General features: G+C 66.7%; 12 protein-coding genes. 7 read left to right on the forward strand and 5 right to left on the reverse strand.

The genetic code is table 11. From position 1 onward, the window contains the following. Positions 1–5: 5 nt before the first annotated feature. Together A5481_RS07160 and A5481_RS07165 are read left to right on the forward strand one after the other, a co-directional pair. A complete protein-coding gene (locus tag A5481_RS07160; protein ID WP_048437518.1) occupies positions 6–845 on the forward strand; it encodes a hypothetical protein in 840 nt (279 codons plus the stop codon). Further along, positions 842–2,131 carry an amidase gene (locus A5481_RS07165; protein ID WP_048437519.1) on the forward strand — a complete coding sequence of 430 codons (1,290 nt, stop codon included), beginning with the start codon at positions 842–844 and terminating at the stop codon, positions 2,129–2,131. The genes A5481_RS07160 and A5481_RS07165 overlap by 4 nt, the downstream gene beginning before the upstream one ends. A 103-nt stretch (positions 2,132–2,234) precedes the next feature. Here A5481_RS07165 and A5481_RS07170 read toward each other — a convergent pair whose 3' ends face one another. Continuing rightward, the gene (locus A5481_RS07170; protein ID WP_048437520.1) at positions 2,235–2,420 is read right to left on the reverse strand and encodes a DUF3606 domain-containing protein; all 186 of its coding nucleotides are present in this window, start codon (positions 2,418–2,420) and stop codon (positions 2,235–2,237) included. 200 nt (positions 2,421–2,620) lie between these two features. Here A5481_RS07170 and A5481_RS07175 point away from each other — a divergent pair, with 200 nt between their 5' ends. The 4 genes from A5481_RS07175 to A5481_RS07190 all read left to right on the forward strand — a co-directional run bounded on the left by A5481_RS07175 (position 2,621) and on the right by A5481_RS07190 (position 6,628). Next, positions 2,621–3,724 (forward strand): asparaginase, encoded by a 1,104-nt coding sequence (locus A5481_RS07175; protein ID WP_048437521.1) that lies wholly within the window; start codon positions 2,621–2,623, stop codon positions 3,722–3,724. A 172-nt stretch (positions 3,725–3,896) separates the two neighbouring features. Further along, a complete protein-coding gene (locus A5481_RS07180) occupies positions 3,897–4,655 on the forward strand; it encodes an SDR family NAD(P)-dependent oxidoreductase (RefSeq protein WP_048437522.1) in 759 nt (252 codons plus the stop codon). Between the two features lie 12 nt (positions 4,656–4,667). After that, entirely contained in the window at positions 4,668–5,546 is an 879-nt protein-coding gene (locus A5481_RS07185) for a beta-keto acid cleavage family enzyme (protein ID WP_048437523.1), read from the forward strand. 293 nt (positions 5,547–5,839) lie between these two features. After that, positions 5,840–6,628 (forward strand): lytic murein transglycosylase, encoded by a 789-nt coding sequence (locus tag A5481_RS07190; RefSeq protein ID WP_048437524.1) that lies wholly within the window; start codon positions 5,840–5,842, stop codon positions 6,626–6,628. A gap of 72 nt (positions 6,629–6,700) precedes the next feature. Here A5481_RS07190 and A5481_RS07195 read toward each other — a convergent pair whose 3' ends face one another. The 4 genes from A5481_RS07195 to A5481_RS07210 form a co-directional block, all read right to left on the reverse strand. Further along, positions 6,701–7,837: a DUF2778 domain-containing protein gene (locus A5481_RS07195; protein ID WP_064503845.1), complete on the reverse strand. Its 1,137-nt coding sequence runs from the start codon at positions 7,835–7,837 to the stop codon at positions 6,701–6,703. 269 nt (positions 7,838–8,106) lie between these two features. After that, on the reverse strand, positions 8,107–9,933 hold the full coding sequence (glmS, locus tag A5481_RS07200; RefSeq protein ID WP_048436762.1) for a glutamine--fructose-6-phosphate transaminase (isomerizing): 1,827 nt from the start codon (positions 9,931–9,933) through the stop codon (positions 8,107–8,109). 511 nt (positions 9,934–10,444) lie between these two features. Beyond that, a complete protein-coding gene (locus tag A5481_RS07205; RefSeq protein ID WP_048436763.1) occupies positions 10,445–11,707 on the reverse strand; it encodes a glycosyltransferase in 1,263 nt (420 codons plus the stop codon). Positions 11,708–11,716: 9 nt separating this feature from the next. Then, positions 11,717–12,571, reverse strand: coding sequence for a glycosyltransferase family protein (locus A5481_RS07210; protein WP_156312106.1), 855 nt, complete (start codon positions 12,569–12,571; stop codon positions 11,717–11,719). A gap of 845 nt (positions 12,572–13,416) precedes the next feature. On the opposite strand from A5481_RS07210, the gene A5481_RS32195 reads away from it, so the two are divergent. Continuing rightward, on the forward strand, positions 13,417–14,178 hold the full coding sequence (locus tag A5481_RS32195; protein ID WP_082173527.1) for a TylF/MycF/NovP-related O-methyltransferase: 762 nt from the start codon (positions 13,417–13,419) through the stop codon (positions 14,176–14,178). Positions 14,179–14,326: the final 148 nt, after the last annotated feature.

Below are 14,326 nucleotides of genomic sequence, written 5' to 3' on the forward strand. Positions count from 1 at the left end.
CCGCGATGGCAGCCGTGACCGCGCTCGCGGGGATCGGGGACGCCGCCTTCTGGGCGGCGCTCCTCGCCAAGATGCTGGCGAGCGCCGGGATCGTCGTCCTCGCCTCGCTCGCGGTCGAGCGGGTCGGCCCCCTCGTCGGCGCGATGATCGCGACCCTGCCGATCTCGGCGGGGCCGGCCTACACCTTCCTCGCCCTCGACCACGAGGCGGATTTCCTGCGCGAGAGCGCGGTGGCGAGCCTGCCGGCCGTCGCCGCCACCGCCCTGTTCATCGCGGCCTACGCCGCCCTCGCCCGCCGCCGCGGCGTCGCGCTCTCGCTCGGGGGCGCCCTCGGCGTCTGGATCGCCGCGGTCCTCGGCCTGGCCCGGATCGGCGGCGGCCTCGTCGGCGCCGGCCTCCTGGCGGTCGGGGTGATCGTCGGCTGCATCATGGCCTGCCGCCGCTGGCGCACGGGAGGCCACGTGCCCGCACGGCGCAAGCGCGCGAGCGACATCCTGGTCCGGGCCGGCATCGTCATGGCCCTCGTCGTCGCGGTGGTGCTGGCCGGGCGGCTCGCCGGTCCGGGCGCGACCGGGATCCTGGCCCTGGCGCCCGTCGTGATGGTGAGCCTGGCGGTGATCCTGCATCCGCGCATCGGCGGGGCGGCGACCGCCACGGTGCTGACCTTGAGCCTGCCGGGGCTCCTCGGCTTCGTGGCGGCCCTGTCCGCCCTCGCCCTCACGGTCGAACGGTTCGGGCCCGCCCTCGCCCTGCCGCTCGCCCTCCTGATCACCCTCGCGTGGAATGGCGGGATCCTGCTGGCGAACCGCCTCCGTCCCGCACCCATTCCGGAGACCGCCCGATGAGCACCGTCCGCGACGACCTGGAACGCCGCCTCGCCCTGATCGAGGAGCCGGCGAGCCGCCACGTCTTCACCAAGCTCTACCCCGACGCCGCCCGCGCCGCCGCCGACGCGGCCGACGCGCGGCGCAAGGCCGGCCTGTCGCTCGGGGCCCTCGACGGCACCATCGTGTCGATCAAGGACCTGTTCGACGTCCAGGGCGAGGCGACCACCGCCGGCTCGTCGATCCGGCGCCGGGCCGAGGCGGCGCTTCAGGACGCGCCGGTCGTCGCCCGCCTGCGCCGGGCCGGCGCGGTGATCGTGGGCAAGACCAACATGTCCGAGTTCGCCTTCTCGGGCCTCGGCCTCAACCCGCATTGGGGCACGCCCGGCAACGCCGCCGATCCGAGCCGGGTGCCGGGCGGCTCCTCCTCGGGGGCCGGCGTCTCGGCGGCGCTCGGGACCTCCGACATCGCCATCGGCACCGATACCGGCGGCTCGGTCCGCATCCCGGCGGCGCTCAACGGCATCGTCGGCTTCAAGCCGACGGCCCGCCGGGTGCCGCTTGCCGGCGCCTTCCCGCTCTCGCCCTCGCTCGATTCGATCGGCCCGCTCGCCCGCTCGGTCGAGGCCTGCGCGGCCGCCGACGCCGTGATGGCCGGCGAGGAATACCGCCCGCTCGCCGCCGCCCCCTTGCGCGACCTGCGGATCGGCGTGCCCCGCGGCCTGCTGTTCACCGAAACCGATCCGCTGGTGGCCCAGGCCTTCGAGGCCGCGCTCTCGACCCTGAGCGGCGCCGGCGCCCGGATCCACGATGCGTCCTTCGACGACCTCCTCGCCCGCATGGCCGAGGCGACGGCGGCCGGCCCGATCGCCGCGGTCGAGGCCTCGGAGATCCACGCCGACTGGCTCGATGCCGAGGCCGCCGCCTTCGATCCCCGGGTCCATGCCCGGATCACCCGCGGCCGCACCGTGACCGCCGCCGCCTACATCCGGATGATGCGCGAGCGCGCCGTGCTGATCGAGGCGGGCGACGCCCGCCTCACGCCCCTCGACGTGCTGGCGCTCCCGGCGACCGCGGTCCCGGCCCCGAGCATCGCCGCGGTGGCCGAGGACGACGCGGCGTTCGGCCGGCTGAACCTCCTGATGTTGCGCAACACGATGGTGGGGAACCTGTTCGACCTCACCGGCATCTCGCTGCCGATCCCCGGCCAGCCGCAGCCCGTCGGCCTGATGCTGCTCGCCCGCCACGGCCAGGACCGCCGGCTCCTGGAGATCGCCGCGGGGGTCGAGGCGGCGTTGCGGGCGTGACGGTCGATCGGGTCGCCTGCCGGCCCGATCGATCCCGTCTCGACAACGAGAAGCGCCGCGGACCGTTTCCGGCCCGCGGCGTTCGTCACTCACGGTGTGCGTGTCACGCTGCCTGGCGGCCGAGATGCGCCGCCACCGTCGTGACGCGCGAGCCGACCATCTTCACGGCATCCTTCAGCTCGTCGCCGCTGACGCCGAACTGCCCGGCCCAGTAGGCGCGGTCGTCGGGACAATGGATATCGATGTGCTGCGCGAAGCGCGGCTTGAGAATGTCCTGAGGCTCGGACATGATGATTTCCTGAGAACGGGGCTGACCAGTATCCGCTGGCGCGGGACGCTCTGCGTCGCGTGATCAGACAACGCTCGATTCCGCGGAAAGTTGCCGGTCCCGCATCCGGGCCGCTGCGGCATCCGGTGCCCGTCTGGCGGGACACGGCCGGGGCTGGTACCCGGTCGAACCGTCCGATTCCCTCCCTCGAGGACCCGACCATGCGCCGTACCCGCCCCGCCCTCGCGGCCCTGCTGCTCGCGAGCCTGCCGCTCGCCGGCCCGGCCCTCGCCCGCGAGATGCCGACGACCGCGACGACCGCGCCGGCCGCTCCCGCCAAGGCCAACGTGGTGATCCTCGCCACCGGCGGCACCATCGCGGGGGCGGGCGCCGATGCCAGCAACAGCGCCACCTACCAGGCCGCCAAGGTGCCGGTGGACAAGCTGATCGCCGCGGTGCTGTCCCTCGCGGGGCTCGCCAACGTGCGCGGCGAGCAGGTGTTCCAGATCGCCTCGGAGAGCTTCACCAACGCGCAGCTGGTGCAGCTTGCCAAGCGCGTCTCGGCGCTCCTGAAGCAGGACGACGTCGACGGCGTGGTCGTCACCCACGGCACCGACACCCTGGAGGAGACCTCGCTGTTCCTCGACCTCGTGGTGAGGAGCGACAAACCGATCGTGGTCGTCGGCTCGATGCGGCCCTCGACGGCGATCTCGGCCGACGGCGCCCTCAACCTCGCCGACGCGGTCGCCACCGCGGCGAGCCCGGCCTCCCGGGGCAAGGGCGTGCTGGTGACGATGAACGACGAGATCCAGTCCGGCCGCGACGTGACGAAGCGCGTCAACATCAAGCCGAGCGCCTTCACCAGCCAGTGGGGGCCGCTCGGCATGGTGGTCGAGGGCAGGACCTACTGGTTCCGCGCGCCGGTCAAGCGCCACGGCACCTCGTCCGAGTTCGACATCGACGCGATCGACACCCTGCCGGAGGTCGCGATCGTCTACGGCTCGGGCACCATGAACCCGGCCGCCTACACGGCCGCCGTGCAAGGCGGCGCCAAGGCGATCGTGCATGCCGGCACCGGCAACGGCTCGGTGGCGGGCTACGCCGTCGACACCCTCAAGGACCTGCGCGCCAAGGGCACGATCGTCATCCGCTCGTCGCGCGTCGGCGACGGCTTCGTGCTGCGCAACGCCGAGCAGCCCGACGACCAGTACGACTGGGTCGTGGCCCACGACCTCAACCCGCAGAAGGCCAAGATCCTCGCCGCGGTCGCCCTGACCAAGACCAGCGACACCAAGGAGCTGCAGCGGATCTTCTGGGAATACTGAGACGGCCGGCCCCGCCCGCGGGCGGGGCTCCGCCGGACCGGCGATCATCGCATGCCGGGCAGCATCGTCGAGACGCACGGCCGCGCCCCACCGATGCGCACGCCAAGCTGGACAAGCCGGTTCGACCCCGCCACTCTCCCGCGAAACAACATTTCGCAGGGTGGAAACGTCGATGATCAAAGCGGATCTGCATGGGCGCCGGGTGCTCGTCACCGGCGGCGCCTCGGGAATCGGGCTCGCTGCCGTCACGCTGTTCGCCCGGTGCGGCGCCGAGGTGATGCTCAACCACCTCGCCGAGGATGCCCGCGGGCCCGAGGCCGTCGCGCGGCTCGAATCCGAGGGGCTGAAGGTCCGGGCGCTCGCCGGCACGGTCTCGGTGCCCGGCGAGGCGGAGGCCATGGTGGCGCGCGGGATCGACGCGCTCGGCGGCCTCGACATCCTCATCAACAACGCCGGTACCCCGGCCTCGACGGTGCCGATCGCGTTCACCGACCTCGACGCGATGACCGAGGAGTTCTGGCAGACGATCCTGGCGACGAACCTGATCGGCCCCTATCGCTGCGCGCATGCGGCGGCCCCCGCCCTGCGCCATGCGCGGGGCGCCATCGTCAACACCGCCTCGGTCGCCGGGCTCGGGCGGCGCGGCTCCAGCATCGCCTATTCGGCGAGCAAGGCCGGGCTCGTGAACCTCACCCGCAGCCTCGCCCGGGCGCTCGCCCCGGAGGTGCGGGTCAACGCGGTGGCGCCGGGCCTCGTCGAGACGCCCTGGACCCAGACCTGGCCGGCGGAGCGCAAGGCCGAATCGGTGGCGCGCACCCTGCTCGCCCGCATGGCGAAGCCCGAGGACATCGCCGAGGCGATGCTGTTCCTGGCCGCCGGCGCGGCCTACGTCACCGGCGAGACCCTGGTGGTCGACGGCGGCATGCTCTGAAGCGAGGTTCCCATGTCGCGCAAGACCGTCATCACCTGCGCCCTCACCGGCTCGTTCGACACGCCCTCGAAGAACCCGGCGGTGCCGGTGAGCCCGCAGGCCATCGCCCAGTCGGCGCTCGAGGCCGCCGCGGCCGGGGCCGCCGTGGTCCACATCCACGTCCGCGATCCGCGGACGGCCAAGCCCAGCATGGAGCTCGCCCTCTACCGCGAGGTGGTGGAGCGGATCCGCGAGAGGAACGCCGACGTCGTCCTCAACCTCACCACCGGCGCGGGCGGTCGCTACGTCGCCGGCGATCCCGACCCGGCCGTGGCGGGCCCCGGCACCACGCTGGCCTCGCCGGAGGCGCGCACCCGGCACGTGACGGCCCTGAGGCCGGAGATCTGCACCCTCGACGTGGCGACGATGAATTTCGGCGAGCACGCCTTCATGAACACGCCCGCCCATCTGCGGGCGATGGGGGCGATGATCCGCGAGGCCGGGGCGAAGCCCGAGATCGAGGTGTTCGATCTCGGCCAGATCGAGCTCGCCCGCCACCTCCTGGCGGAGGGCCACCTCGACTCGCCGCCTTTGTTCCAGATCTGCCTCGGCATTCCCTGGGGGGCGCCGGCGACGCCCGAGACCCTGCTGCAGATGCGCGACCGCCTGCCCAAGGACGCGGTGTGGTCGGCCTTCGGCATCTCCCGGGCCGAGTTCCCGATGGTGGCGCTCGCCGCCACCGCGGGCGGGAACGTCCGGGTCGGGCTCGAGGACAACCTCTACCTGTCGCGCGGCGAGCTCGCGCCGAGCAACGCCGCCCTGGTCGAGAAGGCCGTGAGCCTGCTCGCCCATCTCGACTGCGCCCCGGCGAGTCCGGCCGAGGCGCGGGCGATCTTCGGGCTCGCGGCCTGACCGATCGGGCTTGAGGGATCGGACCTGCCGGACGACGGGCGTGGCCGCGAGGCCACGCCCGCGGACTTTTCTCCTCTCGCCGGTGCCGGCACCCTACATCCCGCTCGACGATGCCGGCCACGCTCTCACAGGGCGGACCGAGATCGGGCGAGTTGCACTCCCGCCGTAAAGATTCCGCAGACGGCCGGGAGCGTAGCCTCGCCCATCGGGCAGGCATGGATGACCGGTCAACAGGGAGCCGCGGCGGCCCGACGTCTCGAGGCGTGCGGCGCGGCTCCGAGGGAGTGTGTGGGATGACCAGAAGCGGTTACGGGCGGGCCCTGATCGCCGCGGGCCTCGCGGTGGCGGCCGGCGGGGCGCAGGCCGCGCAATGCGGCAACTCGGCCGCCGGGTTCGAGGCCTGGAAGCGGGAATTCGCCGACGAGGCCCGCGGGCGCGCCAGCCCCGCCGCCCTCTCGGCCCTGATGGGGACCTCGTACTCCTCCGCCACCATCGCGGCGGACCGGGGCCAGAAGAGCTTCAGGCTCTCCCTCGATCAGTTCCTGGCCAAGCGCGGCGGGCCGGCGATCATCTCCCGCGGCCGGGCGATGAGGCGCTCGCAAGCCGCCCTGTTCGATTCGATCGAGCAGCGCTACGGCGTGCCGCCGGGGCCACTGCTGGCGATCTGGGGCATGGAGACCGGCTTCGGCGCGGTGAAGGGCAACGTCAACACCCTCTCGGCGGTGGCGACCCTGGCCTATGATTGCCGCCGCTCGGCCTTCTTCACCGACCAGCTCTACGCCGCCCTGACCCTGGTCGACCGCGGCATCCTGACCGCCGGCACCCGCGGCGCGGCGCATGGCGAGGTCGGCCACACCCAGTTCCTGCCGAAGAACGTGCTGAACTACGGCACCGGCGGCAGCCTCGACAACGCCTCGGTTGCGCTGAACTCGACCGCGAACTTCCTCAAGGCCCATGGCTGGCGCGCCGGTGCCGGCTATCAGCCCGGCGAGCCGAACTTCGCGGCGATCCAGGGCTGGAACGCCGCCCCGGTCTACCAGCGCGCGATCGCGCTGATCGGCGCCAAGATCGACGGGGAGTGAGCGACGGGCGAGTGGGCCGCGGCGCGTGATCGGATCCCCGGGAGCACGGCTCCCGGGGGACGACCCGCGGAGTCAGCCCCGCGTCGCGCGGTCGGCCGGACCGCCCCGGCCGATCCGCGGCAGGTCGCTGGCGCCGCTGCCCGGGACCACGACGAGGCGGCGGACCTCGCCGCGCAGGAAGGCCTGCAGGAAGCGGTCGTAGTTGCGGAACGAGACGCAGCCGTTCGAGGCGCCGCTCGGGCCGAGCATGTAGGTATGGGCGAGCAGCCCGACGCGATTGTGGATCGCGCCGCTGCCGCCGACCGGGTTGAGCCGGATGGCGCGCACACCGTGGAACAGCGCCTCGCGCTCGGTGAGGTCGTAGGTGCCGGGCGGGGTGGCGCCGCGCATCTTCAGGTGCACGGCGCGGGGATCGTCCATGTGCGGCCCGAGCCCCGAATGCGCCTCCAGCGTCTCGCCGCTCGGCAGCGTCACGATACGGGCGCTGATGTCGTAGACCGCGATGCCCGGGCTGGCGCTCAGGCGCGGGCGCGGGCTCGGGTCGAGGCCGCCCGGCGCGGCATAGGCCAGGGTCTGCGACGGCGCGCTCGTGCCCCCTCCCCCGAAGATCCGGTCGAACAGCGACGGCTCCTCCGGCAGCGCGGCCTTGAACACGCTCTGGGTCGAAGCCATGGCCTGGACCGGCCGCCGCGGCGCGCGGGTCGCCAGCACGGTCGGCGTCGGGCGCAGCTCCGGCGGGCGCGGCACCGGCAGGGGAATCGCGGCGAGGGGCAGGGAGGCTGCCGGAGCGGCCTCGGAGGGGGCGGGGACGGGCGGCGCCGCCGCGGCGAGGCGCAGCGTCTCGGCCGGGGCCGGGGCCGGGTCGGCGGCGGGCGGCTGGGTGGAGGCGAGGCGCTGCTCGATCTCGGCCGGAATCTCCCGGATGAAACCCGTCGTATCGCGTCCCAGGGTCGGAGCCGGCGCGAGCATCCAGGCGAGCTCCGCCTGGGAGAGGGCGGGGGCAAGCCCGGCCTTCCTGACGGCCGGGACGGACGGTGCGGGCGCCGCGGCCACGGCGACCGACGGAGGGGCGTCCTCCCGCGGCATCAGCCCGGCGGCGGCCCCGATGCCCCCGAGCATGGCGGCAATGCCGAGGAGCCGCCGGTTGCGGCGGCGACGACGGATGGCGGCCGGGGCGAGGCGACCGGACGAATACGCGACGAGGTCCATGCGGCCTGTACTCGATGGCTTGTCCCGCACGGATCCGCCGTCCGGCCGCCCGCGCCTGTGCGACGGGCCGGAGGAGACGGCCGTTTAGGAAAGGATCAACCTTAAGCCCTCGTATTGAGGGGCCTCTTGGTTAATCCCGGCTAAATGACATCGAGCGGATCGGAAGAATTCATGGCACCCTGATGGCGGCCGCCCGACGCGAGAGTGCGCCGCCCCGGACCCGGGACGGCGCACTCTCGCCCGTTGTTGCGGCCGGTGCGGCTCGCCCGTCACTCCACCGTGACGGACTTCGCGAGGTTGCGCGGCTGGTCGACGTCTTTCCCCAGCACCACGGCGGTGTGGTAGGCCAGGAGCTGGATCGGCACCGCGTAGACGATCGGCGCGACGACCGGGTCGAGGTCCGGCATCATCAGGGTGGCGAGCGTGTCGAGGCCGGCGGCGTCGGCGCCCCGCGCATCGCCGATCAGCACGATCTTGCCGCCGCGGGCCGCCACCTCCTGCATGTTCGACACCGTCTTCTCGAAGGTGGCGTCGTGGGGGGCGATCACGACCACCGGCACCGCGTCGTCGATCAGCGCGATCGGCCCGTGCTTCAGCTCGCCGGCGGCGTAGCCCTCGGCGTGGATGTACGAGATCTCCTTGAGCTTCAGCGCGCCTTCCAGCGCCATCGGGTAGGCGGTGCCGCGGCCGAGATAGAGCACGTCCCGGGCCTTGGCGATCTCGCGCGAGAGAACCTCGATCTCGTCCTCGCGCTTCAGCGCCTCGGCCATCAGGCCGGGCACCTTGATCAGCTCGTCGATCAGGCGCTTCTCCTCGGCTTCGCCGAGGGTGCCGCGTGCCCGGCCCGCCGCCAGCGCCAGGCAGAGCAGCACCGTCAGCTGGCAGGAGAACGCCTTGGTCGAGGCGACGCCGATCTCGGGGCCGGCCAGCGTCGGCACCACGGCCGAGGCCTCGCGGGCGATGGTCGAGGTCGGCACGTTGACGACCGCCAGGGTGTGCTGCCCCTGCGCCTTGGCGTAGCGGAGCGAGGCCAGGGTGTCGGCGGTCTCGCCCGATTGCGAGATGACGAGGGTCAGGCCGCCCTTCTCCAGCGGCGGCTCGCGGTAGCGGGTCTCGGAGGCGACGTCGATCTCGACGGGGAGCCGGGCCAGCGTCTCGAACCAGTACTTGGCGACGAGGCCGGCATAATAGGCGGTGCCGCAGGCGGTGATCGAGATCCGGCCGATCTTCGCGAAGTCGAACGGCAGCGCCTCCGGCAGGGCGACGCGGCCGGTGGCGAGGTCGACGTAATGCGCGAAGGTGCGGCCGACGACCTCCGGCTGCTCGTAGATCTCCTTCGCCATGAAGTGGCGGTAGTTGCCCTTGTCGACCAGGAAGGCCTGCGTGGCGATGGTCTGGCGCGGGCGGGCGACGACGTGGCCGGCCGCGTCGCGGATCTCGGCGCCGTCGCGGGTCAGGATGGTCCAGTCGCCCTCGTCGAGATAGGTGATCTGGTTGGTGAAGGGCGCGAGCGCCAGCGCATCCGAGCCGAGATAGGTCTCGCCGTCGCCGAAGCCGATCGCGAGCGGCGCGCCGTGGCGGGCGCCGATGAGGAAATCCTCGCGGCCGGCGAACAGGAAGGCGAGGGCGAAGGCGCCGCGCAGGCGCGGCAGCGCCGCCTCGACGGCCGAGACCGGGCCGAGCCCGGAGCGCATCAGGTGGCTGACGAGCTGGGCCACCACCTCGGTGTCGGTCTCGGTCTCGAAGACGCAACCCTCGGCCGCGAGCTCGGCCTTCAGCTCGCGGAAGTTCTCGATGATGCCGTTATGCACCACCGCCAGCTGCTCGGTGGCGTGCGGATGGGCGTTGGTCTCGTTCGGCCGGCCGTGGGTGGCCCAGCGGGTGTGGCCGATGCCGATGGCGCCGGACAGCGGGTTCTGCAGGAGCTTGATCTGCAGGTTCGACAGCTTGCCCTCGGCGCGCCGCCGCTCCAGCCGCCCCCCCTCCAGCGTAGCGATGCCGGCCGAATCGTAGCCGCGATACTCGAGCCGGCGCAGTGCATCCACGACCTGTCCCGCCACGGCGCTCCGGCCGACGATTCCGACAATTCCGCACATATCACAGGTTCCTCGTTTGCGGTCGCGGCCGTCGTCCGCCGGTTGCGACGTGCGATGCGGCTGCACAACAGCTCGGCACCGCCAGCCACGCTTGCGACGACTGCTCTAGCGGATCGGCGCTTCGATCGCCGAATCAACTTCCGTAACGCATTATGACAACGAGGCGCCAGACCGGTCGACCGGAACGGAGTCGTGTCATTCGCGAAATTCCAATGATTATTCAATCAGGCGAAAATGTGGGCAAACCGATACGGACCAACTTCTGCGAATTTCGCCACTTGAAGGCATAAGCATGAAAGCTTGCTGTTTCTCTCGGAACTTGTGAGTTGCATTCAATTTCTTCTCCAATAAAATTGGATATCCAATGATCTGAGATTACCATGCATCGTCCGGGTCGTCGCAGAGCGAAAAGAAAACGACGATTAGTGGCTGGCCGGCCATGGTTGTCGATGGCCGGCCATTTTTGTACGGTTACCTAGTCCCTTGATGGAAACGTGGATTCTGGTTTTTCTTATTGCATTTCGACTTTCGACTCGTAGATAACGCCGGCCGCATCGATGAATTTGACATCGTAGGTGTCAATGAACGGAACCGTGACATCGTAACCGAACATCTGTTGATCACTGCCGATATGCGCCGCCACATCGAGCCGCGGCAGCAACGTCGCGACGGACATGGCATCCGGTTGCGAGGCCGATCTGAAAATGAGGAAGGAGAGCGGAGTGTTATTGCGGCCAACCGCCCACCCGACGATTCGGGCTTCACCGTTCCGCGAGGAATTGATCGCATCGATCACTACCGTTGCGGGCACGTTTCCAGGCGGTAACTGAGCGACCAATTTGCCGATCATGGTCTCGTAGTTCTTTATACGATTATCGCTCAGTTCAACATCTGCTTGAAGCTGCTGGATCTTCGCAGCCGAATCATGGTTGACGTTGCGATCTTTCGACCATTCGTACAAGTTGCGAATGTCATCGACATTCGTCTCGATGATGAGCGACCGCTTGACGTCGTCGACGTAATTCTGTGCTTGACGCCATTTCGCACGATCGGTCGCCGTGGCGCCGTAGGCAAGAATCGTATTCCCACCATCGACATTGATATAATAGTCACACATCGGCGTTGCCGCGAAGCTGTCATCCGATGGGTACTGCGCTAATATCCTTAGCAGAAAGGCATAATCTTCGTTGCGTGACTGTCCGCTGTCGAAGTAAAAATGCTCTTTATCGATGGCGTTTCGATCGATCACATAGGAGTGTATTGGGTATTGATTTTCAACGAAGAAGGCCAATTTTGGCGCATCACCGAATAGCCGATTCTTCGTCTTCTTGTGCCGTTGCCCACCGGCGACAAAGTAATCGACCCGGTTAGTGCCCCCAAGCGCAATCGCGCATCCGGTCTTCTTGATCTGAGAAATCAAAGTAGAATAGATATTAGCATAGACAGTGTCGTCATAATCTAGGAACGCCAGATAACGACCGGTCGCTGCCGATATACCGTTGTTAATGAGCGTGCTTCTGGCATCCCCGGGCCGATCGAGCGTCACGTTGATGGCCCGGATGGCGGTCAGATAGGACGCATAGCGCTCGATCGTCTGATTGACACGGCGCGTCTCGGCCTCGCCGAAATTTTGCGTCGCGATGATGACCTCGACCTCGTCGTATTGCTGCCCCACCAGGGAAAACAGACATTGGTCGAGGTAATCGATCCTCTTGATGTCGTGGAAGCGAATGATGACCGAGACGAGCTCGTTGTCGAAATGGTTGATGCTCATGATCTTCACTTACCAACGGATGGGGGAGAAGCTGAAAAGACGGCGAAATTCAACGATCTCGTTGATACGCTCGTTCGTGTGCGGGATCTTCTTTCCACGCAGCGGCGGCAACGTGCGAATCTCATCGGCGACACCGAGCCGGACCAGTTCGTCCTCCATGATGCGCTGGAAGCCGTCGCTCTTCCACTTCCAGGCGAGATAGCGACCGGACTTCAGCATTTCGACGCGGACCGATTCCCGATCGCGCTTATCGCTGACATCGTGATAGAACAGGGCGTTGCTCAAAATGACGCAGCGCCCGCCCTCGATACGGAAGCGCCAGGATAGATCCACGTCCTCGCAGTACATTCGGATGTTGTCATCGAAGCCACCGATCTCGATGAATGAACTCGTCTCGGAGCCGAAGCAGGCTCCGGAAGCCCAGGGGGTCTCGCCCGTGAAGCAGTCGTAAACCTTCGGGTGTTCCTCAGGAAATTGATGAAACTCGAACAAGGTCCTGGACGGGTGGTACTTGACGGCGCTCAGAAAATTGTAGATTGCATCGTGATGAAAAAGCCCGTCTGGGTTGCATCCAACGTAGACAGGAATTCTTCGTTCGTTACATTCGCGGATGATTGCGTTGTGACCGGCGCCGAAACCGCAGTTCGAGTCGTCCCCGACAATTTCGATGAAGCGATGCTCAAGGTGTTCGGCCGAGTAGAACGAATCGACGATAGGGCTATAATCCTTACCATCGTTGATTTTCATAAAAAATTTAATATCTTTTAAATCGACATTTTCCTGCTTTAGTACTGAACGGAAGAGTTTATGCAAATCTCCTTCAGAATTTTTATACACAACAACGCCGATCGCGATCTTTGACATGTCTTTTTTCCCGTCCCGTCAGTAATTTGCCATCAACTTATGTTGTAAATCGATGGCTTGTCTCAATCTTTGCCACAAAGGCAAATATTCTACATGAGGTTGTATCCGAAATTTCTTACGATCGGATATCGGCCCGCCTCTAGCACTAAGCTCACGATTTGACAATGGCACTGCCCATGAGAAGTATATGCACGCCCGCTGGGTCAGCCGTCGGCGTGTCCACAATTGTCCGGAGCGGCGGGAACGTCTCACGCACCACCGTTCACCGACAGCGCTCCGCACCGGCATTGTGAAGTCACGTGCGGATCTCGAAGGCTCGAAGGGCGGTTGCTGGTTCGGACTAGCCCGGAAGGCACCGGCAGCGTTCGGGTCCAACACCTTTATCGGCTTCACCCGCTCGGTGTTGTTCATCAGCCGGCCCTCCGGTCGCGAGGCGACCGGACGACACTTCGTCGGTGATGACCGATCCCGGTCCCACGAAAGCCCCTCCCCGATCGTCGCCGGGGCGACGAGTTCGAGCCGACTAATGCGCCCGTGCCGATGACCATGCGAGACGGGTTCACGCCGTCGGGGTTGCAAATGAAGATGCGGACCCGAGATCCTTGCCCGCCCCGGCCTGGCATCACGGGCCAAGTCAACACGGGCCGATTGGTCGACCTCGGCGCCGGCCCTGATCGCCGCGTTGTCAAGCTCGACGACATTGCCGATGCGCGGGTACGGTTCCGGCGTCGTGCCGGGGCCCGTCCCAGGTCCCGAGGCAAACAGGGCTTCCGCCTCATCACCGCATCGGGTAGAATGTTTCTGTACAGGTTTGGTGGAATCTCTACGGTCGGGAATCTGCGGCAATGAAAAACGATTTTATTAATAATGCGCTCGGCCTCAGGAGTCGATATTTAAATCTTCTTGAGGCCGCCTTGACAGGAGTACTAATTCGAGATCGCAATTTTGACCCTTGGTCTGAGACGATTTATGATCGGAACAAAAGAGCGCTTGGAAAGGATTGGCCAGCCCTGGCGCAGACAATGATTGGGATGACTCGCCTGCACAGCTTACGACAAATGTGTGAGACGGTCTTGATCGACGATATACCAGGAGACATGATCGAAACGGGTGTATGGCGTGGCGGTGCCTGCATCATGATGAAAGGTGTGCTGGAAGCTTACGGCGACAAGCAGCGAAAAATCTTTGTTGCAGATAGTTTTCAGGGTTTGCCTATGCCAGATGAGGAAAATTACGAGGCCGATGCGAATGATCAGCACCACACTTTTGAGCAACTAAAGGTATCGCGCAGAGAAGTTGAGGAAAATTTTCAATCCTATCAACTTTTGGACGACAATGTAGTGTTCCTTGAAGGATGGTTCAAGGATACGTTGCCGACAGCCTCGATCGAAAAGTTGGCTATTCTTAGGTTGGATGGTGATATGTATGAAAGCACTATTCAAGCCCTTGACGCCCTATATCACAAAGTATCGCCGGGAGGATTTGTAATCGTTGATGATTATTTCCTAGAGCCATGTGCTAAAGCGATAAGTGACTTCAGAAACAATCATGATATTACGTCTCCAATCCTTCCTATCGATGGGATGGGTGTCTGGTGGCGTGTATAGAATGACTCAAAAAGCTTCGATGAGGCCTTGGCTTTCTTACGCTTCTTGATATTCACCATTGAGCCTTGCCATTGACGTGTGACTGGCAAGGCTTTTGGCGCCTAGTTGGGCTTGTCCCGCACGATTAAACGATACCGTTCGAACGCGC

Source organism: Methylobacterium platani, from assembly GCF_001653715.1.
Lineage (GTDB): Bacteria > Pseudomonadota > Alphaproteobacteria > Rhizobiales > Beijerinckiaceae > Methylobacterium > Methylobacterium platani.

Excerpts from the sequence above, each read along its gene's own strand:
- A5481_RS07160 (WP_048437518.1), top strand. The coding sequence starts at position 6 with ATGGCAGCCGTGACCGCGCTCGCGGGGATCGGGGACGCCGCCTTCTGG.
- A5481_RS07165 (WP_048437519.1), top strand. The coding sequence starts at position 842 with ATGAGCACCGTCCGCGACGACCTGGAACGCCGCCTCGCCCTGATCGAG.
- A5481_RS07170 (WP_048437520.1), bottom strand. The coding sequence starts at position 2,420 with ATGTCCGAGCCTCAGGACATTCTCAAGCCGCGCTTCGCGCAGCACATC.
- A5481_RS07175 (WP_048437521.1), top strand. The coding sequence starts at position 2,621 with ATGCGCCGTACCCGCCCCGCCCTCGCGGCCCTGCTGCTCGCGAGCCTG.
- A5481_RS07180 (WP_048437522.1), top strand. The coding sequence starts at position 3,897 with ATGATCAAAGCGGATCTGCATGGGCGCCGGGTGCTCGTCACCGGCGGC.
- A5481_RS07185 (WP_048437523.1), top strand. The coding sequence starts at position 4,668 with ATGTCGCGCAAGACCGTCATCACCTGCGCCCTCACCGGCTCGTTCGAC.
- A5481_RS07190 (WP_048437524.1), top strand. The coding sequence starts at position 5,840 with ATGACCAGAAGCGGTTACGGGCGGGCCCTGATCGCCGCGGGCCTCGCG.
- A5481_RS07195 (WP_064503845.1), bottom strand. The coding sequence starts at position 7,837 with ATGGACCTCGTCGCGTATTCGTCCGGTCGCCTCGCCCCGGCCGCCATC.
- glmS (WP_048436762.1), bottom strand. The coding sequence starts at position 9,933 with ATGTGCGGAATTGTCGGAATCGTCGGCCGGAGCGCCGTGGCGGGACAG.
- A5481_RS07205 (WP_048436763.1), bottom strand. The coding sequence starts at position 11,707 with ATGAGCATCAACCATTTCGACAACGAGCTCGTCTCGGTCATCATTCGC.
- A5481_RS07210 (WP_156312106.1), bottom strand. The coding sequence starts at position 12,571 with ATGTCAAAGATCGCGATCGGCGTTGTTGTGTATAAAAATTCTGAAGGA.
- A5481_RS32195 (WP_082173527.1), top strand. The coding sequence starts at position 13,417 with ATGAAAAACGATTTTATTAATAATGCGCTCGGCCTCAGGAGTCGATAT.